The organism is Gemmatimonadota bacterium, assembly GCA_026706345.1.
In the GTDB taxonomy this organism is placed as follows: domain Bacteria; phylum JAAXHH01; class JAAXHH01; order JAAXHH01; family JAAXHH01; genus JAAXHH01.
Genome location: JAPOYX010000144.1, coordinates 1 through 22,010, shown reverse-complemented (window position 1 = coordinate 22,010; position 22,010 = coordinate 1). Strand labels below are relative to the sequence as shown.

Annotated in this window: 19 protein-coding genes, 2 tRNA genes and 1 pseudogene; 6 read left to right on the top strand and 16 right to left on the bottom strand. The window is 62.6% G+C overall.

Annotated elements, in window-relative coordinates; all coding sequences use genetic code 11:
• Positions 1-483 precede the first annotated feature (483 nt).
• The 6 genes from mce to OXG98_09440 form a co-directional block, all read right to left on the bottom strand.
• Complete coding sequence (gene mce / locus OXG98_09465) at positions 484-936, bottom strand: methylmalonyl-CoA epimerase (protein ID MCY3772233.1); 453 nt, start codon at positions 934-936, stop codon at positions 484-486.
• Positions 937-1,018: 82 nt separating this feature from the next.
• Complete coding sequence (locus OXG98_09460; protein ID MCY3772232.1) at positions 1,019-2,692, bottom strand: methylmalonyl-CoA mutase family protein; 1,674 nt, start codon at positions 2,690-2,692, stop codon at positions 1,019-1,021.
• Positions 2,693-2,926: 234 nt separating this feature from the next.
• The gene (locus OXG98_09455; GenBank protein ID MCY3772231.1) at positions 2,927-3,430 is read right to left on the bottom strand and encodes a hypothetical protein; all 504 of its coding nucleotides are present in this window, start codon (positions 3,428-3,430) and stop codon (positions 2,927-2,929) included.
• Positions 3,431-3,634: 204 nt separating this feature from the next.
• A complete protein-coding gene (locus tag OXG98_09450) occupies positions 3,635-4,195 on the bottom strand; it encodes an HDIG domain-containing protein (GenBank protein MCY3772230.1) in 561 nt (186 codons plus the stop codon).
• A 145-nt stretch (positions 4,196-4,340) separates the two neighbouring features.
• On the bottom strand, positions 4,341-6,281 hold the full coding sequence (locus OXG98_09445; GenBank protein MCY3772229.1) for a PIG-L family deacetylase: 1,941 nt from the start codon (positions 6,279-6,281) through the stop codon (positions 4,341-4,343).
• Between the two features lie 94 nt (positions 6,282-6,375).
• Positions 6,376-6,816 (bottom strand): hypothetical protein, encoded by a 441-nt coding sequence (locus OXG98_09440; GenBank protein ID MCY3772228.1) that lies wholly within the window; start codon positions 6,814-6,816, stop codon positions 6,376-6,378.
• Positions 6,817-7,141: 325 nt separating this feature from the next.
• On the opposite strand from OXG98_09440, the gene OXG98_09435 reads away from it, so the two are divergent.
• Positions 7,142-8,152 (top strand): hydroxyacid dehydrogenase, encoded by a 1,011-nt coding sequence (locus OXG98_09435; GenBank protein MCY3772227.1) that lies wholly within the window; start codon positions 7,142-7,144, stop codon positions 8,150-8,152.
• A 57-nt stretch (positions 8,153-8,209) separates the two neighbouring features.
• Here the strand turns inward: OXG98_09435 and OXG98_09430 are convergent.
• The 7 genes from OXG98_09430 to OXG98_09400 form a co-directional block, all read right to left on the bottom strand.
• A tRNA-Glu gene (locus OXG98_09430) sits at positions 8,210-8,281 on the bottom strand.
• Positions 8,282-8,399: 118 nt separating this feature from the next.
• Positions 8,400-8,470 (bottom strand) — tRNA-Gln (locus tag OXG98_09425).
• A 169-nt stretch (positions 8,471-8,639) separates the two neighbouring features.
• The gene (locus OXG98_09420) at positions 8,640-9,791 is read right to left on the bottom strand and encodes a deoxyguanosinetriphosphate triphosphohydrolase (GenBank protein MCY3772226.1); all 1,152 of its coding nucleotides are present in this window, start codon (positions 9,789-9,791) and stop codon (positions 8,640-8,642) included.
• A gap of 118 nt (positions 9,792-9,909) precedes the next feature.
• The gene (locus tag OXG98_09415) at positions 9,910-11,301 is read right to left on the bottom strand and encodes a sulfatase-like hydrolase/transferase (GenBank protein MCY3772225.1); all 1,392 of its coding nucleotides are present in this window, start codon (positions 11,299-11,301) and stop codon (positions 9,910-9,912) included.
• A gap of 28 nt (positions 11,302-11,329) precedes the next feature.
• Positions 11,330-11,929: an SAM-dependent chlorinase/fluorinase gene (locus tag OXG98_09410; GenBank protein MCY3772224.1), complete on the bottom strand. Its 600-nt coding sequence runs from the start codon at positions 11,927-11,929 to the stop codon at positions 11,330-11,332.
• A 284-nt stretch (positions 11,930-12,213) separates the two neighbouring features.
• Entirely contained in the window at positions 12,214-13,029 is an 816-nt protein-coding gene (locus tag OXG98_09405; protein ID MCY3772223.1) for a phytanoyl-CoA dioxygenase family protein, read from the bottom strand.
• 71 nt (positions 13,030-13,100) lie between these two features.
• On the bottom strand, positions 13,101-14,333 hold the full coding sequence (locus tag OXG98_09400) for a PLP-dependent aminotransferase family protein (protein ID MCY3772222.1): 1,233 nt from the start codon (positions 14,331-14,333) through the stop codon (positions 13,101-13,103).
• A 266-nt stretch (positions 14,334-14,599) separates the two neighbouring features.
• Here OXG98_09400 and OXG98_09395 point away from each other — a divergent pair, with 266 nt between their 5' ends.
• Positions 14,600-14,857 (top strand): transcriptional coactivator p15/PC4 family protein, encoded by a 258-nt coding sequence (locus OXG98_09395; protein MCY3772221.1) that lies wholly within the window; start codon positions 14,600-14,602, stop codon positions 14,855-14,857.
• 139 nt (positions 14,858-14,996) lie between these two features.
• Here the strand turns inward: OXG98_09395 and OXG98_09390 are convergent, their stop codons facing one another.
• Both OXG98_09390 and OXG98_09385 read right to left on the bottom strand, forming a co-directional pair.
• Positions 14,997-15,605 carry a DNA-3-methyladenine glycosylase I gene (locus tag OXG98_09390; GenBank protein ID MCY3772220.1) on the bottom strand — a complete coding sequence of 203 codons (609 nt, stop codon included), beginning with the start codon at positions 15,603-15,605 and terminating at the stop codon, positions 14,997-14,999.
• A gap of 3 nt (positions 15,606-15,608) precedes the next feature.
• Positions 15,609-16,223: pseudogene (locus OXG98_09385) on the bottom strand (histidine phosphatase family protein).
• 250 nt (positions 16,224-16,473) lie between these two features.
• On the opposite strand from OXG98_09385, the gene OXG98_09380 reads away from it, so the two are divergent.
• From OXG98_09380 to OXG98_09365, 4 genes are all read left to right on the top strand, one after another.
• Positions 16,474-17,583: an ABC transporter ATP-binding protein gene (locus OXG98_09380; protein MCY3772219.1), complete on the top strand. Its 1,110-nt coding sequence runs from the start codon at positions 16,474-16,476 to the stop codon at positions 17,581-17,583.
• Positions 17,580-18,686 carry an ABC transporter substrate-binding protein gene (locus tag OXG98_09375; protein ID MCY3772218.1) on the top strand — a complete coding sequence of 369 codons (1,107 nt, stop codon included), beginning with the start codon at positions 17,580-17,582 and terminating at the stop codon, positions 18,684-18,686. The genes OXG98_09380 and OXG98_09375 overlap by 4 nt, the downstream gene beginning before the upstream one ends.
• Before the next feature lie 107 nt (positions 18,687-18,793).
• The gene (locus OXG98_09370; protein MCY3772217.1) at positions 18,794-20,014 is read left to right on the top strand and encodes an ABC transporter permease; all 1,221 of its coding nucleotides are present in this window, start codon (positions 18,794-18,796) and stop codon (positions 20,012-20,014) included.
• The gene (locus tag OXG98_09365) at positions 20,014-20,832 is read left to right on the top strand and encodes an ABC transporter permease (protein MCY3772216.1); all 819 of its coding nucleotides are present in this window, start codon (positions 20,014-20,016) and stop codon (positions 20,830-20,832) included. The genes OXG98_09370 and OXG98_09365 overlap by 1 nt, the downstream gene beginning before the upstream one ends.
• Positions 20,833-20,932: 100 nt before the next feature.
• Here the strand turns inward: OXG98_09365 and OXG98_09360 are convergent.
• A partial coding sequence (locus tag OXG98_09360; protein MCY3772215.1) for an aromatic ring-hydroxylating dioxygenase subunit alpha occupies positions 20,933-22,010 on the bottom strand: 1,078 nt, incomplete at its 5' end.

Here is a 22,010-nt window from a genome sequence, read left to right as displayed (position 1 = left end):
AGCACGCCGGTCACAACCATCGCCACCGCGACAAGGTAGCCGAGGAACTGCCGAAATGACGTGATACGAATCATACGCGGGCGAGACGGGATCCAGCGTGCGGGCGCTACCGGGCATTTTCGTTCATCATTCACCGCAGAGTACGACCGACGAAACCACCTTGTCCAGCCCTGTGCGGCAACGAATTCGATCTATCAGCGGCCAGGCAGGGAAATGCAGGATTCCAAGGGTCGCGGTTTCCATTTGTTTCGATTCTATCTAAATAAACGCAGCAGTCCTGATTGTCAAGAAAAACTTATGGTTGTTTACTGCGTTCCAGATGACCGTAAAGTGACGATTTCGTCATATTTTACAGGTTGCCGGCAATGAACGGTCGAGACGGCGCTCAGCGACCGTCCCGGCTTGGCACGCGCGGGTCTCGCTATCTATGCCGGTCCGGGCCTTTCTCATGATGGTCGGAACCGTTCTGGTGACCGTCCGCGTCTAATGACGGCCCGAGCCTTTCTCGCAGAGTTCGATCAGCACCCCGTTTGTGCTCCGGGGGTGGACGAAGGCGACCCGCGCGCCGCCGGCCCCCGTGCGCGGTGTCTCGTCGATCAGCCGGTATCCACGATCGCGCAGGATCCCCAGCGCCTCTTCCACGTCGTCGACCTCGAAGGCTACGTGATGAACGCCCTCGCCGCGCTTCTCGATGAAACGGGCCACCGGGCTCTCCGGGTCCGTCGCCTCCAGGAGTTCCACCTGGGTATCGCCTATGGGTAGGAAAGCCACGGTGACACGGTCGCTTTTCACCGTTTCCCGGCCGTGCAAGGGCAACCCGAGGGCGTCATGATAAATACGCAGCGCTTCGTCCAGGTCCCGCACCGCGATACCGATGTGCGCGATCCGTGCGGTCCGTACGGTCCGTGCGGTCCTGCGCGGAGGTTCTCCCGACATGGAATACGGTATCTCCTTGTAAGTAGCCAGCGATACAAGTGGCCTATGAGTGGCTGGCGATGGGACGGCTACGGTTGATACTTCAGAAACGCTCGGGTCTCCGGTATTCTCCGAAGACGCCGCGGAGCGTATCGCAGATCTCGCCCAGCGTCGCCCGATTGCGCACGGCATCGATGATCAGCGGCATCAGGTTGTCTTCGGTGCGGGCGGCGGATTCCAGTGCCTGAAGCGTCCGGGCCACAGTCTGCCCGTCCCGCGCCCGCCTGAACGCGCGAACCCTTTCGACCTGGCGGGTTTCGATCGCGGGATCGATGGGAAAAGGCGCCGGGCCCCGCTCCTCGGCGTCGGTGAAGTTGTTTACCCCGACGATGATCTGTTCTTCCCGTTCGACGGCCATCTGGCAGGCATATGCGCTGCGGCTGATCTCCTCCTGGGGATAGCCCGCCTCGATGGCGCCCAGGGCGCCGCCGAACTCATCGATGCGCTCCAGGTAGGCCATGGCCTCCCTTTCGATCTCGCCGGTCAGCGCTTCCACGAAGTAGGATCCGGCAAAGGGATCTACCGTGTCGGCCACCCCGGTCTCGTGGGCGATGATCTGCTGGGTCCTCAGGGCGAGAGTTGCCGCCGACTCGGACGGCAGGGCAAGCGCTTCGTCGAGGCTGTTGGTATGGAGGGACTGCGTGCCGCCGCATACCGCCGCCAAGGCCTGGAGCGCCACCCGGACGACGTTGTTCTCCGGCTGCTGCGCGGTCAGCGTGGATCCGCCGGTCTGGGTATGGAATCTGAGTTGCCAGGAACGCGGATTCTCCGCCCCTGCCCGCTCCCGTATGAGCCGGGCCCAGAGCCGCCGGGCCGCGCGGAACTTGGCCACCTCCTCGAAGAACTGGTTATGGGCGTTGAAAAAGAAAGAAAGCTGCGGCGCGAAGGCGTCGACGTCGACGCCCGCGTCCATGACCGCCTTCACGTATCCCAGCCCGTTGGCGAGGGTGAAGGCGACCTCCTGTACGGCGGTGGCGCCCGCTTCCCGGATGTGGTACCCGCTGATGCTGATGGGGTTCCACTTCGGCATGCTGCCGGCGCAGAATCGGATCAGATCGGTGGCCAGGCGCAGAGACGGACCCGGCGGGTAGATGAAGGTGCCCCTGGCGATGTATTCCTTCAGAATGTCGTTCTGGACCGTGCCCGCGAGCCGTTCCAGCGGGATGCCGCGCTCCTCGGCCACGGCCGCGTAGAGCGCCACGAGCACCGTGGCCGTGGCGTTGATGGTAAGCGAAGTGCTGACGGTCTCCTGGGGGATTTCGTCGAACAGGGTCCGCATATCGTCGATGGTGGAGATCGCCACACCCGTGCGGCCCACCTCGCCGGCCACCATGGCATGGTCGGAATCGTAGCCGATCTGAGTGGGCAGGTCGAAGGCCACGGAAAGCCCGGTCTGTCCCTGGGACAACAGGTACCGGTAGCGGGTATTGGTCTCTTCGGCCGAACCGAATCCGGCGTATTGCCGCATCGTCCAGAGCCGGCCCCGGTACATGGTCGGGCGGATTCCCCGGGTAAAGGGGTACCGCCCCGGGGTCCCGATGTCGGCCTGCGGATCGATGTCCGCCGTATCCTCGGGCGTGTACAGCCTTTTCACGGGAATACCGGAGCCGGTCTCGAACCGGTTGCGGCGTTCGGGCAGCCGTTCCAGTGCCGGTTCGAGCGTGTTCTTCTCCCATTCCTTCCGGGCTTTTGCTATGGTTCCTTTCTTAGCATGCATGACCGGCGATTCCAGACGTGATCGGGCGCGACCAGGCTTGATCGGCTCGGCCAGGCTCGGCCAAGCGCTACCACATGATCTCGCAGGTAGATAGGTTAATATACAGCTATTACAATCTACACCGGAATCACCGCGGGTCAATGGATTTGGGGCTATATGCGCGGGTCACGGCAGGACTTGACGCGTTCGATCCGACAGCTGAATCCCCTCAGGGCATCGTGTCCGGAGGAAGATTCATCGAGGCCGTCCGTTCAGCAGGATCTCTTTGATTTCCGTCACGTCGTTTTTCAATCCCGCCATGTCCGTCTCCAACCGACAGAGCCGTTCATCCGTGCATTTATGGTAATGATCGATCTTCCCGTCCATCTGGACGATCTTCTTGTCCATCTGGACGATCTTCTTGTCCATCTGGACGATCTTCCCGTCCATCTGGACGATCTTCCCGTCCATCTGGTTGATCTTCCCGTCCATCTGGACGATCTTCTTGTCCATCTGATTGATCTTCCCGTCCATCTGGACGATCTTCTTGTCCATCTGATTGATCTTCCCGTCCATCTGGACGATCTTCTTGTCCATCTGATTGATCTTCCCGTCCATCTGGTTGACCTTCCTGTCCATCTGGACGATCTTCCCGTCCATCTGGTTGACCTTCCTGTCCATCTGGACGATCTTGGACGACATCTCTCGGCTGTAGATTTCTACCGTCCTTATGACATCCTGCATGGTCGGCGTCGGCATTGATATCTCCTCTGTAGATTGTCCATGCGGCTGTTATCTCAAGGCTGTCCCGGTTACTTCCATACGTACGTACACCCGATTCTGCGGGCAGCCGGAACGCAGCTACATAGTAAGAGTCGAAATCGAAACCGATTTCTCGTACGTGAGGAGACTTGAGGAGTCGAACTGTTGGTAGTCGGGACGGGGAGAACGCCCTGGAGACTTCTAGGACCCGGCCAGGCCCAGCGCCTCCGCCTCGCTCTGCATGGCCTCGATGACATGGGCGATATGATCGGCCAGGTCGAGATCAAGGCTTTCGGCGCCTTCTGCGATGTCTTCCCGGGATACGGCGCGGGCAAAGGCCACCGCTTTCATTTTCTTCCGAACGGATCGGACTTTCACCTCGTGTATGCTCCCCGAGGGCCGCACGAGGGCGACGGCGGTGATGAATCCCACGAGTTCGTCGACGGCGAAGAGCGTCTTGTCCATCAGGCTGCGGCGTTCGAGACCGAGGTAGGTGGCGTGGGACTTGATGGCGTAGACGACGTCCTCGGGATATCCCTTCTCCTCCAGGATCGCCGCTCCGCGCATAGGGTGGTCCTTCGGGTCGGGGGTTGCTTCGTAGTCGAAATCGTGCAACAGGCCCACGATGCCCCATTTCTCCTCGTCCTCGCCGTACTTCCGGGCGTAGTACCGCATGGCCGCCTCCACGCCCAGGGCATGTTTGCGCAGGCTGTCCGTCTTCGTATGCTCATGCAGCAGTTCCAGCGCGTCTTCGCGGTTCACATTCGATTCCTTTCGGTTCGCGGCTTCGCCGGGACCGGGCGAAGCGTTTTCCGTCAGCCGGTTCTCAGATCTATCGGGTCTGGTGATTGGACCAGACGGTCCGGAGGGCTCCAACGTTACCGGGACTATCCTATCGAAACCGGGATTATCGGACAACGGCCCGGCCATAGTAGTAGGGCAGGGCCTGGGCGGAAGGACGGTAGGACCAGGCCAGGCGGGCCTTGCCGATATTGGCGCCCGGACCGGCGTCGGCTTCGTCCCCGTCGTAGATGACCAGGTTGAAGCCGATGGTCTCTCCCGCCGAAGGCGCGGCGTCGCCGGGCATGTCGGACCAGGGAATGGCGGTCTCGATAATATAGCCGCGGCCGGTAAACCTGGACGCCACCCGCATACCCGGCGCGGTCTCCTCGATCACACCTTGCCGGGCGTCGGCGTCCCGGGCGGCCCGGGGCTCGCGGCCCGCCGTGGTGCCCGGAAAGATGCCCGCCTTGAATACCGTCAGCGTGTTGTCGCTCCGGCCGGATGGATCGACGCAGACCTCCACGGCGTCCGAACGCCAGTGGCCCTTGATGTCGTCCGGAGGGATATTGCAGACCACCACGTCGTCCCGCACATCCACGGCCACGTACAGGTTCGCCTGGTCGTAGGCAACCCGGAACTCCGCGCTGCAGTCAGCATCGCCGCCCGGCACGGAACCCGACCAGATGTGGTCCGAAGAAACGGCGTGGGTTTCGATTCCGTCCCAGTCGGAAAGGTCGCCGTCTATCTTGGGAGGACTTGCCGCCTGGACGATATCCATGACCGGCAACACGTCGATCATCCCGCTGCCTGCTATGATCAGCCCTCCCGAGGAGGTCGACAGCCGCACCGGGTAACTTCCTTGCTCAACGTGACTCGGTACATGGACAGTAAATGGAACGGTCGCCCGGTCTCTTCCCGATACCTCGTACTTCGCCTCCAGTGGACCATCCGCCCACCCATCCGGCAGATCAAGCGTCACCCGGCCAGCCGTGACCGGCTGCCTCCGGCTGCTTACCTCGGCCTCCAGGGTACCGGTCATGCCCGAACCGATAGACAGCGCGGAGGGCAACAGGTCCGCGACCCACGATACCTGGTGATCTTCGGCCCAGCGACGGTACCGGACGATGTCAGAACGGGGCACCATGCCGATGGACAGCGGTTCCGTCGAAGGCGGTGGCCCCAGCACGATTCCGGTGTCGCGCGGACCTTCCCGGCCCCCCAGGAGGGTCTTGAGGCCTTTCGGCGAAGGCGGCACGAGGGTCTTGACCAGCAGGAACGGCTCCGCCCCGGCACTGCGCGGCGGAACCGTGGCCCTTCGGTCGAAACCCTGCGACCTGAAGTTGCGCAAGGCCAGGGACTTGATCTCCGCGTAGCTGAGAAACCTGCTGGGCGAGATGTCGCCCGTAGGAATGAAAATGGCACCAAGCCGTCGGGCATTGTAGTAAAGTTTCACCGGCTGCCACGTACGCAGATATTCGTCGTCGATCTGGTCCGGAAACTGTTCGGGGTCCGCCGCGGCGGTGAAGGCCTCCGTGGCGAGCCGGGCCGCCACCTGGTGATGGCCGTGGGTGCCCGGGCCGGGCCACATGGTCACGATGACGTCCGGCCGGAGCAGCCGGACCAGCCGCACGATCTTGCCCAGCGTGTCCTCGTAGCCCCACACGTCGTACGTGGCCTTGTCACTCAGCGTGTAGAAGAAATCGGTCTTGTTCAGGAAGTAGACCAGGTCCACCCCGTACTCGGCCGCGGATCGGCGGATCTCGGCCTCCCGGAGTATGCCCAGCGAAGGCCCGAGTTCCCGGCCGATGGCATTGCCGCCGCCCTCGCCCCGCGTGATGAGCACGATGCCCGCCCTGGCGCCGCCGTCAAGAACCTCGCGGGCGAAGGTGGCCGTGACCCCGCTCTCATCGTCGGGATGGGCGCCCACGTAGAGCAGGTCGACTTTCAGCAGGTGGTCGGATTGCATCTGTTCAATAGACTGTGCCGAGGTAAAGCCGGACAGCAGGATGGGAAGCAGGATAGCAGCGAACCATCTTCCCGCAAGAAAGCAGAAGCCACGCATCATATCAAGTCTGATCGAAGGGAACGGACGGAATCCGAATTGAACAGGCAAACCCGGTCCTGACCAGCAGAATCCGCGCCGGTGTTCGTGTAACTGCTTACGGCAGCAGTTTTAATATAGCAACGGCAAGTGCGACGATAATTCCAACGGTCCACCTTAATCCGTTGACGCTATCCCTCACATCCTCTTTGATTTCTCTTAGATCCTCTTTGATTTCTCTGCGGAAATCTCGCAGGTCATCCCTGGAGCTCTTTTGCAAGTCATCACGTGTGGATTGTATACTGCCATGCATCGTGTCATTCAAGGAATGTATCCTCCCCAGCAACGTGTCCTGAGAGGACTGTATCCTGTCATCAATGGATTGTATCTTGCCATCCATGGACTGTATCTTGCCATCCATGGACTTGAATCTTTCATTGGTATGTGCGATCACCTTTGCGATCAAATCCCGGATACCCTGCATATCTTCGGCGACCTTGGCAAATGATCTCTGCAACGTGCCGACCAGGCCCTCGTAGTTCGTTTTGATCGCGTCCATGTCTGACTCCAGGGCCGATATCCTTTGATCGATGTCATCGGAGTGATCTATTACTTGCGGTTTATTCAATTTAACCCTCCGTTTTAATTTGTTCAAGGATTACAATCCTGGTCGTCCTCAGACCAGGGCCGCCTTGATGAATGCCGCCTCAAAGGGTTTAGTCGCGAAACATCTACGTGTTCTCGAGTCTTTTCTTTTTTTACCAGTGTGCTACATAAGATAACCTGGTCGGCCCTCATGGTTACCTGGGTGTCTTGCAGCGAAAATTCCTTTATGCCCGCCGGCGACGGGCGACTTTCCAGCTTACCAACCGGAGGTTTGCGACATGCGAGATCTGATCGTCGTTCATCCGGATTTCGACGGGGTCTGGCCCTTTGCCGCCAACCACTTCCGAATCCTGTGGCCCGGCGCGGAGTTCATTCGCCTGGCACACGGGGACGAGCGTCCCCTGGGTGAAGTTGTCGAGGAACCGGGACGGGTGACGCGGCTTGTTACGCTTGGTATGTCGGTGACGCTCAATTGCCTGAAGCGGTTCAGCGCGTTACGGGAAGCCACTTTCCAGGGAGCCTGCGGCCGGTGGTTAGGCGAAGGTTGTGACGCGTACCTTGCCGGGCGCGGTGTCGCCGTCTACGACCATCCGAGCGAGGGGTTCTGGTCGCAGACCGTGGCGGAATTCGGCCTGGCCCTGACGCTGTGCGGACTGAGGCGTATCCCGCAGCTGCACCGGGAAATCATCCAAAGCCAGGCGCCCTGGGACTATGAGCCGCCGGAAGGCCGGGGCCGGCCCGGTGCCCGAGGCCAGCAGTTCGGCGACGATCCCGCCTTCTCCAACGGTACGCTGTGCGGCAAGCGGGTGCGTATCGTGGGCGCGGGCAACATCGGCAGCCGTTACGCCAGCTTCGCGTCGATGCTGGGCGCCGACGTGGCGGCGTGGGACCCCTTCGCTCCCGAGCCGAGCTTCCACCGGGCCGGGTCGCGGCGCGTCTATCACCTGGATCAACTGGTCTCGGACGCGGAGATATTCGCGCCTATGATGCCACTCACGGAATCCACGCAGGGTCTGGTCGAGGCGGAGCATATCGACGCGTTGCCGCGGGGTTGCCTGGTGGTACTCGTGACCAGGGCCGGGATCTGCGACATGGCGGCGGTCCGTCGCCGGGTACTGGCCGACGAACTGAGCCTGGCGGCGGACGTATGGGACGAGGAGCCCCTGACCCTGGACGACCCGTTCCTCGGGCGCCATAACGTGGTGCATACGCCGCACAACGCGGGCCGTACGATCGATGCGAACAGGGCCTGGGCGGAGAAGCTGGCCGCGCAGTTCAGGCCGCGGTAGGCGACCTGCTGCGAGTTGCATATGGTTATTGTTGGAAAACAGACGGAAGGGCGAGAATAGCGGTACGGGGAATCGAACCCCGGTTTGATGGCTGAGAACCACCCGTCCTAACCACTAGACGATACCGCCATGTTGCCCCGTTAATATACCCCAGACACGATCCCCTGTCAAGTTTTGGGGATGCGCCGTCGCAGCCGAGACCGCGGTCACGTCAAACAGTGCCCTGCCATCGAGACGTAACGGTAAACTGGGGGGCAGGGATTCGAACCCCGATTCCATGGTCCAGAGCCATGTGTCCTACCCTTGAACGACCCCCCAATGGGAATGACGCAGAGCAACTGCCCAGCTCGCTGTCACCACCGCGTGTATAATACGGATTTGTAGGGAAAGATCAAGTAAAATCAGGCCGTCGAGACGCGTTCGAGGCGCCAGCAAACGGCTGGCCACGGCCCGGTGCGCCGGGTATCCGGGCGCCTGTATCCACGCCTCAAACCCGCTCGTAGGGATCGAACAGCCGCTCGTATTCCCGCAGGGCATAGCGGTCGGTCATCCCCGCGATGTAGTCGCATACCGTTCGTTCGAGGGGCGCGTCCTCGTCGCGTCGAAGGTCGGTGGGGGGCAACTGCCGCGGATCAGCAAGGTATTCGTTGAAGAGGCTTTCGATGAACCGGGTCGCTTTGCGGGACATGCGGATCAGGCGATAGTGCCGGTAGAAGTTTTCTGTCAGGAAGGCGCGGAGCTGGTCGTTCTTTTCGGTCATCGAAGGACTGTAGTCCACCACGGGAAAGTCCAGCCTGCGCACTTCGTCGGGTGACTTCACGCCGTGGCGTTCGAGGTTTTCGTGGGTCGTCTGCACGACGTCGGTGATCTGCTGGTTGATCAGCGCCCGTATGATTCGGTACCGCTTCCGCGTGGGGTCGAGGTGCCGGACCCTGTCCACTTCCTCCTGTATGGCCCCGTCCCATATGTCCAGGTCGGTAAGCTGATCGAGATTCAGGATGCCCGCGCTAACCCCGTCGTCCAGGTCGTGGGAGTTGTAGGCGATCTCGTCGGCGAGATTGGCGATCTGGGCCTCCACGGAGGCATACTGGCCGGGCTTGAATTCGTCCAGGTCGAACCCGTGCGGTGCGTTGTGCTTGGCGATTCCTTCCCGTGTTTCCCACGTCAGGTTGAGGCCGGGAAAGGAAGGATAACGCCATTCGAGCAGATCGATGACCCGGAGGCTCTGCTGGTTGTGCTGGAATCCTCCGTGTTCCTGCATCAGCCCGTCGAGGGCTTCTTCTCCACAGTGCCCGAAGGGGGGATGCCCGAGGTCGTGGGCCAGGGCGATGGCGGCCGCAAGATCGAGATTGGCGCCCAGGTTCCGCGCGATCGTCTCCGATATGCCGGCCGTTTCCATGGTGTGCGTGAGCCGCGTCCGGTAATGGTCGCCCTCGTGGTAAACGAAGACTTGCGTCTTATACTCCAGCCTGCGGAAGGCCTTGGAGTGGACGATGCGGTCGCGGTCCCGCTGGAAGGGCGTCCGCCAGGGCGCCTCCTCCTCGGGGTGCATGCGTCCCCGGCACGCGCTGCTCATCACGGCGTACGGCGCGAGCGTTCGTTCCTCCGTCTCCTCCAATCGGGCTCGATCAACGATCATCCGGTGTCCTCCGAGACCTTTGTTCCGTTTCCTCTGTCTACTCAACGCAATCCGATTGCGTCATCTGTTCGCCGAAATCCGCGCGACACAATCAGGTCCCTCATACCACACGCCACGATCACGTTCCCGCGATCAGGGCGCCGCCCAGGTCGACGTCCTGGACCATGGTGGCGTTGAAGGCCGCCTCGACCAACCGCTGCTTCACTTCCAGCCAGTCGGAATCGTCCCACAGGTTCTCGAATTCCCAGGGATCTTCGTCCAGGTCGTACAACTCGCCCTTGCCGTGGGTGTGGTACACCACCAGCTTGAACCGCTCGTCCCGGTACATGGTGGCGTAACTCAGCGGTTCGGCGTGGACGGCGTCGTAGTACTCTGACCGTACGAAATCTCGGTGATGGCCAGGATCCGCTTCGCCCGTCAGGATGGGCAGCAGGCTGCGGCCCTGGAAGGCCTCCGGCAGATCCACGCCGCCCAGGTCCAGCATCGTCGCCGACATGTCGACGAGTTCGACGAGCGCGTCGCTCCTGAGATCCGCCCGCATATGTCCCGGATGGGAGAAGATCAGGGGCACACGCACGAGGCCTTCGTAGAACCGGCATCCCTTCCACAGCAGGCCGTGGTCGCCCAGGCATTCGCCGTGGTCACTTGTGAAGATGATCACGGTGTCGTCCCGCTGTCCGGTGCGCTCGAGTTCGCGCAGGATCCGGGCAAACTGATCGTCGATCTGCCGGATCATGGCATAGTAGAGCGCCTGCTGCTTCTTGCCGTCGAAGCTGTCGGGGTGCCGCGATTCGGACTGGAAGAACACGTCTCTGAGTTCCGCCTGCCAGGCCAGGTCGCTTTCCCGGAAATGGGGGCCGGGCATATCGGCGGGATCGAACAGGTCCGCGTAGACGCGGGGCGGGATCAGCGGCTCGTGGGGACTGTAGGGATTGAGCGTCAGCATCCAGGGCGCGTCACCGTCCCGGGGCTGGTTGATGAACTCGAGGGCGCACTCGGTGATCCAGGTCGTCTGGTGCAGTTCCGGCGGCACCCGGTCCCCGCTGAAACGCAGGGCGTCCAGGTCGCCGCCCCGTTCGCGCACCCAGTCGCCGTAGTCGTGACCCTCCGGCCAGTCGTCCCTCGGCGCGTGGCTGAAGCGCCAGTACCGGTAGCCGTCGTCCATGCGCGGCTCTGTGCGTCGGCCCGCGCTCTGGAGGTGGAACTTGCCCGCCAGGCCGCAGTCGTATCCGCTGTCCGCCAGCAGTTTGGAGATCAGGGGAGGCGGATTCACGAACGATCCGTTGCCGTTGCGGCAGTTGTGAATCCGCCCGGGGTACATGCCGGTCATGAAGCTCGATCGGCTGGGCGTGCAGATCGGGCTCTGGCTGTAAGCCCGCGTGAAAGCGACGCCTTCCCGTACCAGTCCGTCGAGCGCCGGCGTGCTCACGTGGGGATTGCCGAGCGCGCCGATGGTGTCGAAACGCTGCTGATCCGTGCAGTACCAGAGAATGTTGGGGCGCGTGGGCATGTTGCTTATGCACCCGCCGCCTTAGATCTTATTGGGCAGGCTGCGTGGTGGCTTCCTCTCCGCCCATGGACTCTCCCGAGCCGCCTTCTTCCATACCCTCTTCGCCCATTTCGCCTTCATCCATTTCGCCTTCGCCCATCTCACCTTCGCCTTCGCCCATTTCGCCTTCACCCATCTCGCCTTCGCCCATATCCGGCGCCTCGGCGGCCATTACATGCAGCATGTCGCCCACCGCGGCACCGAGGTCGGTCGCTGCGTTTCCGCCGTTGACGGCGATCTGGAGCGTGCCGGACTCCTCGTCGATCCGTGCGAGCCAGGCGCCTTCCGCCACGTCGCCGTAGTCCGCGACCATCGGCATGACCATGGTCTGTTCGTTATGGGTGATCGAAATCCAGCCATCCGAGGCGAAGCCGGCTTCCATCAACTGATCGCTCGTGGCGTTCGTGTTGATGTTGGCGTATTCCTCGCTGATACTGGAGATCTCGACGTTGATCATGGCAACTTCCGCTGCCATCTCTTCCATGGCCATTTCTTCCGTGGCCGCCTCTTCGGTTTCGCCGCCGCCGCAACCGGACAGGCCGAAAACCCCGATGAAACAGACCAGCAGATAGGATGTGAATCGGGTCATGATCTTGTTCCTTTCATGTGGATTCCCGCATCGCGGGACATGTTGGAAAAAAGAATGAATTAAAGGATGAAGTATGATTTATGTAGGCTGGAACCGTTTGTTTGCCGCAAAGTCTGCCATGCGCCTTATACATTTATATTTCAGTCTTCATGCAATTGCAACTACAAATCGAAGGAATCTTTCTCAGGCATTACGGAACGAAGGCGTTGCCGGACCCCCGGAGGCTTGGCTTTCCTGTTCGATCCCTGCATCCATGCCGCGCCCGCGCCCGTCTATCCGGAGGATCAGACCGCGTCTGGCTTGGCCGCGTCGACGAGGTCCGCCCACTGCCTGCGCCCCACCTTCTTGACCAGGCCGTCGTCCCACTTTTCCAGGGGGCGGTAAGACGGGTGGCCGGGACGATCCTGGCAGGGATTGTGGCGGGTGTTGTAGCAACAGATGAGGCTCCATCTCGGGTCGTCGCTCTCGTTCGGGTCCGAACGGTGCAGCACGTTCGCATGGAAGAACAGCGCGGTGCCGGGGGACATTTCGCAGTACACGTGATCCAGGTGTTCCAGCGCGAGCTCCACCCGCTTCGGGTCGGCTCCGACCTGCGTGCCGTACCGGCCGTGTTCGATTCTGCCCAGGCGGTGCGAACCCCGGATGACCTGGAGACACCCGTTCCCCCTGTGGGCCCGGTCCACCGCGATGTAGCAGCTGGCCATGTCTGGATACAGCGCCTGGTTGTGATACCAGTAACCGTAATCCTGGTGCCACTCCCACGCTCCGCCGACGCGGGGTTCCTTGACCATCATCTTGTAATGGTACAGGTAGACTTCGTCACCCATGAGCCCTTCCAGGGTATCGACCATGCGCCGGCCGTGGCATATGGCGTTGTAGATGTCCTCGCGGTCCGTATCCGAGGTCAGCCACAGCTTGCTCTCGCGGCCCTCCGTATCCTCGGCGGCACGGACGAGGGCGGCCTTCTCCCCGTCGGAACGCCCCACGTTGAGCAGGAGTTCCATTTCCTCCGCGTCGTACAGGCCTTCCACCATCAGGTAGCCGTCTTCCCGGAACCGATGTTCATGTTCTTCGGTGAGCCGGAACATGTTTTGCTCCACGATGTACTCTCCAGGATGTCCTTTGCGGATGGGATGATCGGCGATCCCGGCATTCCCGGAAACGCCGCGTCTTATACCCCGATGCGGTCGCGATGGCGCCGCTCGATGTGGTGCGAGACCGAGCGGCATACCCGGGAGACGCCTTCTCCTATGAGCGACTGGTCGAGAAAGCTGTAGCACAGCCGGAACTGGTTCGTGCCCCGGCCGTCGGTATAGAACGAGGGGCCGGCCACGTAAGCCACTTTCTCGTGTTCCACGGCCCAGGCCAGCATCGCCGAAGAGTCGATCCCTTCGGGCGCGGTCAGCCACACGTAGAATCCTCCGTCCGGCCGGGTCCAGGTCATGCCGGGCGGAGCGTGCTCCGCCAGCGCCTCCAGGGTGACGTTACGCTTGGCCTGGTAAAGCGCCCTGGACAGTACGATCTGGGAATCCATCAGTCCCTGGCGGCCATATTCGTAGACGATGCGCTGCCCGAGCGTGCTGGAACACTGGTCGCTGCCGAGCTTCGCCTGGCACAACTGGGCGATGACGGGCGGCGGCGCGGCGATCCAGCCGAGGCGGATACCCGGTCCGAAAATCTTGGAGAAAGTACTGACGAACAGGACGCCGTCGGGATTCAGCGCCTTGAGCGAAGGCGGCGGCGCATGGTCGAAGTACAGTTCCGCGTAAGCGTGGTCTTCCAGGATGGGGATATTGTATCGGTCGGCGAGTTCGACCAGCCTGCGCCGCCGTTCCAGGGGCATGGTGACGCCGCCCGGATTCTGAAAGGCCGGCATGGTGTAAATCAGCTTGGCGCGTCTGCCCTGGCGTTCCAGTTCCTTCAACTGCGCTGCAAGGAGGTCCACGCGCATCCCGTCGTCATCGATATCCACCGCGACGAAATCCACGTCGTAACAACGGAAGACCGAGAACGCGGTCAGGTAGGTGGGGGCTTCCACGATGACGATATCGCCGGGGTCGAGCAGCGTCTTGGCGATGAGATCCATGGCCTCGATCCCGCCCGTGGTGACGATAATGTCGTCCACGGTGGCGGTCACGCCTTCGACCGGCCCCATGCGGTCGGCGATCCACTCCCTCAAGGCCGTGTAACCCGCCGTGGGACCGTATTGCAGCGACATGCTGCCGTGCGTTTCAAAGACCTGGACGGCGACTTCCTTCATCGCGTCCATGGGGAACGTGGCGGCGTCCGGCAAACCGCCTGCAAAGGAAAGGACATCCGGCCGTTCCGCCAGCTTGAGCAGCTCAATGACCGCGGTATCGCCGATGAGTTCCATGCGATCTGCATATACATCCCGCCAGTCCATCAACAACCCCCTGCGCGTAGTACGAATGTAAGTCGAAACGAACCACAGCCGGCCACGCGCCCGGTGATTCGACACAGGTGCCTGCCCGGCCGTCAAAATGAAGCGGAAAACGGTCCGCCGGATCGCCTTCCGCGTGCATTATTGTATGATTCGACCGGCTGGGAAACAAGGCCAAAATTCCTTGACACGCGCGCGGGATCCGGCGTTATCATGGCGAATCCATGGTGTCTCATTCACGCCCATCCCCTGCCCTGCGAGGTAATTACATGGCCGAGGACAGCCAGGTCGTAGCCAGCTTTCAGAAGAACAGCCAGGAGGAGTTCCGTTTCACCATCACGTCTTTCCGGGGAAACGATTACGCCGATATTCGAATCTACTACGAAAACGAAGGCGATTTCCTGCCCAGCAGGAAGGGCATTACCGTCTCGCCCGATGCGTGGAACGAGTTCAGGTCCTGCCTGGACAAGCTGGAGTCGGAACTCAAGGAGCGCAATCTGCTCAAAGGCGACGATGGCGAGGCCTGATCCGTAACGCCGGCCTCCGGTCGGCCTCCGGTTCTCGCCACGCCGTATTCCGGTACCCGTATTCCGGTCCCCGGCCGGATTACTTCGCCCGACGCCGCACTAACCGGTCCCCGGCCGGATTACTTCGCCCGACGCGGTACTAACCGACCCGGTGCTCTTCCCGGGCGAGAAAACACTCCGGGTCGTGGCGGACCGGAAGATAGCCGGTGCTCATGAGAAACTCGCCGACGATCTCGGGGCCCATGAACCGGAAGGTCTTTCTGAACACCGTGACCCAGTCGTCCAGTGACACGCAGGGCTGGTCATCCAGCCACGCCTTGAAGGAGCCGTGCGACCGCCTGATCTCCTGGAATACACGCGCATTGTGGATGGCCGCGTCGATCTTGAGCCGGTTTCGGATTATGCCGGGGTCCGCGAGCAGCCGCGCGCGGTCCTTTTCGCCATAGGCCGCGACGCGGTCCACATCGAACCCGTCGAAAGCCTCCCGCAGCGCCTTCCGCTTCTTCAGCACGGTCAGCCAGCTCAGCCCCGCCTGGTTGATCTCCAGTACAAGCCGCTCGAAGAAATCGTCGTCCCTGGCCAGGGGAAACCCGTATTCGTCGTCATGATAGGCGGCCAGCAGCGGGTCTTTCAACGTCCAGGCACAACGGGGCCGGTCGCCGTCCTCCTCCACGTATTCGCCGGTATGAAAGGGGCGGCTGTCCGTCCCGGTGATCCACGCCTCGGGCAGGTGGCGCGTGCAGTTCATCAGCGCCAGGTGGGTATAGGTGGGCGTGATGATGAAACGCGTCACCGAGGTATTGGCGAACCAGTCGATCCGGTCGTGCCCCATGCCCGGGGTGCCCAGGATCACGCCCACGAGAAACCGCATGAACGCGCCGTGGCTGATCAGCACCACGCGTTCGCCGGTGTGGCCGAACTCGTCGTGGATCCTGCAGGCAACCCCCTCGGCCCGTTTCTGGGCGGATTCGAAGTCCTCCCAGGGCCGGCTTTTCCACCATCCCTCCTCGTCGAACTCGTCGCCCAGCCGGACCCCCGGGAATCCCTGCTCGATCTCCGAGCGGTTCATGCCGGGCCGTCCCTCGTAGTTCGCGTTGCCGACGCCGGCCTGGACCCCGCCCTGTTCGTGGAGGTCGATCCACGCTTCCACGGGCTGCCCCGTCTCGCGTATGTGGGGGGCGATGGTTTCCAGGGTGCGGAGGAAGGGGCTTACGAAGATGCGGGTGGGGCGTGCGTGGCGTATGCGGTTCACGAGGTATTCCGCCTGCCGGTATCCGAGCGGGGACAGGGTGGGATCCTCGGTGCGCTCTTCCTGTGGCCGGGCATTGTTCTCGGATTCCGCGTGGCGGATAATATAAAGTTCCATTGGGTTGCCGGTCTTTCTCCTGGCGGTCGGCCGATTCGGAGTGAATGATTTCGGATGGCATCCGCGCGCATGTTCAACGTGACGTTTTCAGGCGCGCGAAATCCTGCTTTCGCATACTTCCGTGCATGTCTTCTGTAAGGTACATGCCCGGTCTTTCCATAAAAAGGAAAACGATTGACAGGCATGGCGGCGGAGGTTAAGGTTTCCCTCTCGTGCTGGAACGGTTAACCCTCGACAGGAGCGTGTTCAGATGGACGGCTCCGGCCAGCCCTACGTCGAATACCGAAAGGTCAGCAAGAGCTACGACGGGAAGTCCACGGTGGTCAACGACGTGGACCTGGACATCCGCAAGGGAGAGTTCCTGACCCTCCTGGGACCTTCCGGTTCGGGCAAAACCACCTGCCTGATGATGCTGGCCGGTTTCGAGTCGACCACGTCGGGCGAGATACGGGTCGACGGCCGGTCCATCCATACCCTGCCGCCCCGCAGGCGCGGCATCGGCATGGTCTTCCAGAACTACGCCCTCTTCCCCCATATGACGGTAGGCGCCAACCTGGCCTTCCCCCTCGAAGTCCGCGGCATGGACCGCGACACGTGCCGGGAACGGGTGGAACGGGTCCTGCGCCTGGTTCGGCTCGACGGGTACGAGAACCGGCGTCCAGGCCAGCTTTCCGGGGGACAGCAGCAGCGCGTGGCAATCGCCCGGGCGCTGGTCTTCGATCCGGAACTGGTACTCATGGATGAACCGCTCGGCGCGCTCGACCGCCGTCTCCGCGAGGAAATGCAGTACGAGATCCGCCGCATTCACAAGACCCTGGGCGTCACCGTCGTGTACGTCACCCACGACCAGCAGGAGGCCATGGTCATGTCCGACCGCATCGCCGTGCTCCGCGGCGGTATGATCGAGCAGGTCGCCGATCCCGAGACGCTCTACGAGGAACCGCGGAGCTCCTTCGTGGCCAGGTTCATCGGGGAGAACAACCGCCTGCACGGCAGGGTGGCCGGCATGGACGGGGATATCTGCGAGGTAGAGACGGGCGGCGAGACCATCCGGGCGATCCGCATCGCGCCATGCCGGCCCGGCGACGCCACCACTCTTTCCATACGTCCCGAGCGCGTGGCCGTCACGCCGGAACCCGGCCTCTACACCAACGAGCTGGAAGCCCTGATCGAGGACATCACCTTCCTGGGTGATTACCTCCGCATTCGTGTTTCGGTGTGCGGCACATCGGACTTCGTCATCAAGATACCCAATATCGTCGGCCACGGCGCGCTGCTGACAGGCGACCGGATCCGCATCGGGTGGACGCCCACCGACTGCCGGGTGCTCGATCCCGACCACGAAGGGGAAATTTCATGAATTGGGCGTTTCTCATAAAATGCTTACTGGTTTCGGCCACAGTCGCGCTGGTCTTCTTGCCCGGCGGACGTACAGCCGCACAGGAACAGTCGCTTACGCTCGTCAGCTGGGGCGGTTCGTACGCCCGGGCCTGCGTGAAGGGATTCATCGAACGGTTCGAAGACGAAACAGGCATAGATGTGATCATCGAGGACTACAACGGCGGGCTGGCGCAGATCCGCGCCCAGGTGGACGTCGGCAACGTGTACTGGGACGTCGTCGACATGGAGCTTGCCGACCTCGCGCGGGGATGCGACGAAGGACTCCTCGTCCCGATCGATGTGGACGAGGATGTGGCTCCGGGACCCGGCGGTGTATCCGCGGAAGTAGATTTCGTCGACGGCAGTATTTCCGAATGCGGCGCGAACTACCTCTTCTACTCGACGGTATTCGCGTATAACGACGAACGCATCGGGAGCAGGAAGCCAGCCGTGATCGCCGATTTCTTCGACCTGGCGAAGTTCCCGGGACGCAGGGGCATGCGCCGCTCGCCCCAGGCCAACCTGGAATTCGCCCTCATGGCCGACGGCGTGCCGATGGACGACGTATATGCCACGCTGGATTCGGAGGAAGGCATAGCCCGCGCGTTCCGGAAGCTGGATACCATCAAGGAACACGTCGTGTGGTGGGAGGCCGGCGCCCAGCCGCCGCAGATGCTGGCCGACGGCGAGGTCGTGATGACCACGGCCTACAACGGCCGCATCTTCAACGCGCAGGTCCTGGAGGACCAGCCCTTCGTGATCGTCTGGGACGGCCAGATCCTGGATACGGGCGGTTTCGGCATCGTCGAGGGCACGGGCAATCTCGAAGCCGCGAAGAAGTTCGTCCGTTTCGCCACTTCGACGCAGTCCATGGTCGGCGTCACCCGTTACATCGCCTACAGTCCGACGCGCCGCTCGGCGATGCAAAGGATCACGACCCACGCCGAGACCGGAGTGGACATGAATCCCCATATGCCCACGAGTCCGGAAAACGGGGGCGGGGCGCTGCGCAACGACTGGGAATGGTGGACCGACAACGGGGAAGAGATGAACGAACGATTCAGCACGTGGCTGGCGAGGTGAGCGCGAAGGGCTGACAAGGATTCGGGCGTGTCAACGCAGGGCGTGCGGGCAGGTCGCGGAGCGCAGCTCGTCCGTCCTGCCGCCGCGCCGGAGATCGGGATTCCTCCATGAACCGGGACCGGAAGGATAATACCGGGCGCCTCAGGCCCGGCCCCAGGTTGCGCGCCGCGCTCCTCGTGCTGCCCCTGCTGCTCTTCATCGGCGTGACCTTCCTGGCGCCGCTCGCCAACATGCTCGTCCGCAGCGTCTACGACCCCGTGGTTTCTGACGCATTGCCCGAGACCCTTGAAAGGCTGCGCAACTGGAATGGGCGTGAACTACCGGAAGAATCCGTGTACGAAGCGCTGGCCGGGGAACTCCTGAAAGCCCGCGAGGATCGAACGCTTGGCCAGGTCGCCACCCGGATCAACCGGGTTCAGTCCGGACTGCGAAGCGTGTTCACGCGCAGTGCCAGGAGGCTCCGGAACGTCGATGAGGGTCCGTGGCGGGAAGCCATGACCGGCATCCACGCGGCCTGGGGAGAGACCGGAACCTGGCGCGCGCTGCGCGAGGCCGGTGCGCGGTATACTTCACGCCACTACCTGAACGCGGTCGATCTGCAACGCGATTCCGACGGATCCATCGTCCCCCAGCCGGAGGACCGGCGGATCTACCTCACCCTATTCTGGCGGACCCTACTCGTGAGCCTGGGAGTGACCGCCCTCTGCCTGGTCATCGGCTACCCCGTCGCGCGTCTGATCGCCCACGCCCCGCCCAGGCGCGCCTACCTGCTCCTCATCCTGGTCCTCGTGCCCTTCTGGACTTCGCTGCTCGTGCGCACGACATCGTGGATCGTACTCCTGCAGAACCAGGGCGTCCTCAACGATATGCTCGTCTACCTCGGGCTCATCGGCGACGACGGCCGGATCGCCATGATCTACAACATGACCGGCACCTTCGTGGCCATGACCCACGTGCTGCTGCCCTTCATGGTGCTGCCGCTCTACTCGGTCATGAGCGCCATTCCGCGGGTGCAGACGAGTGCGGCGGAATCGTTGGGCGCGTCCCCCTGGCAGTCGTTCTGGCGGGTGTACTGGCCCCAGACGCTGCCCGGCGTGGGCGCAGGTTCCCTGCTCGTTTTCATCCTCGCCATCGGATACTACATCACGCCGGCCCTGGTGGGCGGCAGCACGGGGCAGTTTATCTCCAACATGATCGCCTTCCACATGCAGTCGTCGCTGAACTGGAGTCTCGCGGCAGCGCTGGGCGGCATCCTGCTGGTGTGCGTGGCAGGGTTGTACGTGCTTTATGACCGGCTCGTGGGCATCGAGCGGATGAGGCTGGGCTGATGACGATGACCGCTGAACAAGGATTCTGGCGCATCGCGTATCTGGGGTTCTGCGCACTCGTCTTCGCCTTCCTGATCGCGCCGATCCTGGTGATCGTACCACTGAGCTTTAACGCCGAACCCTATTTTACCTTCACCGAGGGCATGCTCCGCCTGGACGCCGACGCCTGGTCGCTCAGGTGGTACCGGCAGATCGTCGAGGACGAGGAGTGGTCGCGGGCATTGGCCAACAGCCTGGTCATCGGGGTCTCCGCCACAGTCCTCGCGACCGTACTGGGCACACTCGCCGCCCTGGGCCTGGCGAACGCGGCCATGCCGGCGCGCCGTTTCGTCACGGGGCTGCTGATATCACCTATGGTCACGCCCGTGATCATTTCAGCCGCGGGCATGTTCTTCTTCTACTCGAACCTGGGCCTGGCCCAGACCCACCTCGGATTGATCCTCGCTCACGCCGCCCTCGGAACGCCTTTCGTCGTGATCACGGTAACGGCCACGCTGGCCGGGTACGACACGAACCTGTCGCGGGCCGCCGCCAGCCTCGGCGCGGGCCCCGTGAGGATCTTCCGGCGTGTCCAACTGCCCCTGATCGCGCCGGGGGTCGTCTCCGGTGCGATCTTCGCCTTCGCCGCGTCCTTCGACGAAGTCGTCGTGGTGCTCTTCATGGGCGGGATCGAACAGCGCACGATACCGCGCCAGATGTGGTCGGGCATCCGCGAGGAAATCAGCCCCGCCATCCTGGCCGTGGCCGTATTCCTCATCGTCTTCGCCGTGGTGTTCCTGTTGACCGTGGAGTGGCTGCGGCGGCGGAACGCGAGGTAGGGGCGCGGCTTCCGGCCTGGCAGTTTCCAGGTCCGCCGACCTGTGCCGGCCTGGCCGCGTGCCTCAGGCGGGAACGGTGTTGCGCTGCGCGGGCGCGCGGTCATTCTGCTTCCGCGCCGTTCATGTACTCGTTCATCAGCGAATGGAAGTGGTGCACGCCGTTCTCCCGCTTGACGGAGAACCGGCCCTGGTTGTAGGACGCGGACTGCAGCCCGCGCTGCACGTGCTCGCAGATGAAGATGTCCTCTTCCTGGATCTCGTCGCCGAAGTCGGCCAGGTTGTCTATGTCCTGTTCCATGTCGGGCGACAGGTACCATTCGAAGATGGTCAGGCAGCGGTCGTGGCCCAGAGGCACCACCAGGTTGGTCTGCATCTGGCCCAGGTAGATGTTGAGCATGAGCGTCGGGAAGACCCAGTAGTACTGCGTGTCGTCCTGGTCCTGCTCCGTCGGCAGGTAGCGGCGCGGTCCCTTGTACCCCTTCTTCTCCGGACCGAGGATCGGCGCGTGCTGGATGGAGTAGTAGCGGAAGGGCTCCACCCGGTAGGCGTCGTAGTCGATCTCGCGGTACAGCCCGGGATGCACGACCGGCAGGTGATAGCCTTCCAGGTAGTTGTCCACGTACACCTTCCAGTTGCAGTCCATCTCGTAGTCCCGGCGCCGGGCCCATTTCATCTCGCCGATGTTGTGGGCGGCCGCCCGCTTGCCGATATCGCCCAGGAAGGCCTCCAGGGGCGGCGCGGTCCCGTCCAGGTTGACGAACAGCAGGGGGCCCCACTGGCTGACGCGTACCGGTTCGAGCGCCATGGCGCAGCGGTCCAGGGCCTGCACTTCTTCGAATTCCGGCGCTTGGCGCAGCGAGCCGTCCAGGTTGTAGGTCCACCCGTGGTAGTAACAGACGAAGGTCCGCCGGTTGCCCTGCTCGAGGGCCACGGGGCCGGCCCGGTGCTTGCACACGTTGAAGAACGCGCGGACCACGTCGTCGGCACCGCGGGCGATGACCACCGGCTCGCCCGCCACGTCCACCGTGAAGTAGTCTCCGACGCGGGCCACCTGGTCCGCCCGTCCCACGAGCTGCCACGTCCTGCGGAAAATGTCCCTGTATTCCCGCCGCAGGAATTCCGGGTCGGTGTACCAGGAAGAGGGAATCGTCCAGGCGGTTTCGATGTTCGGGTCGAAT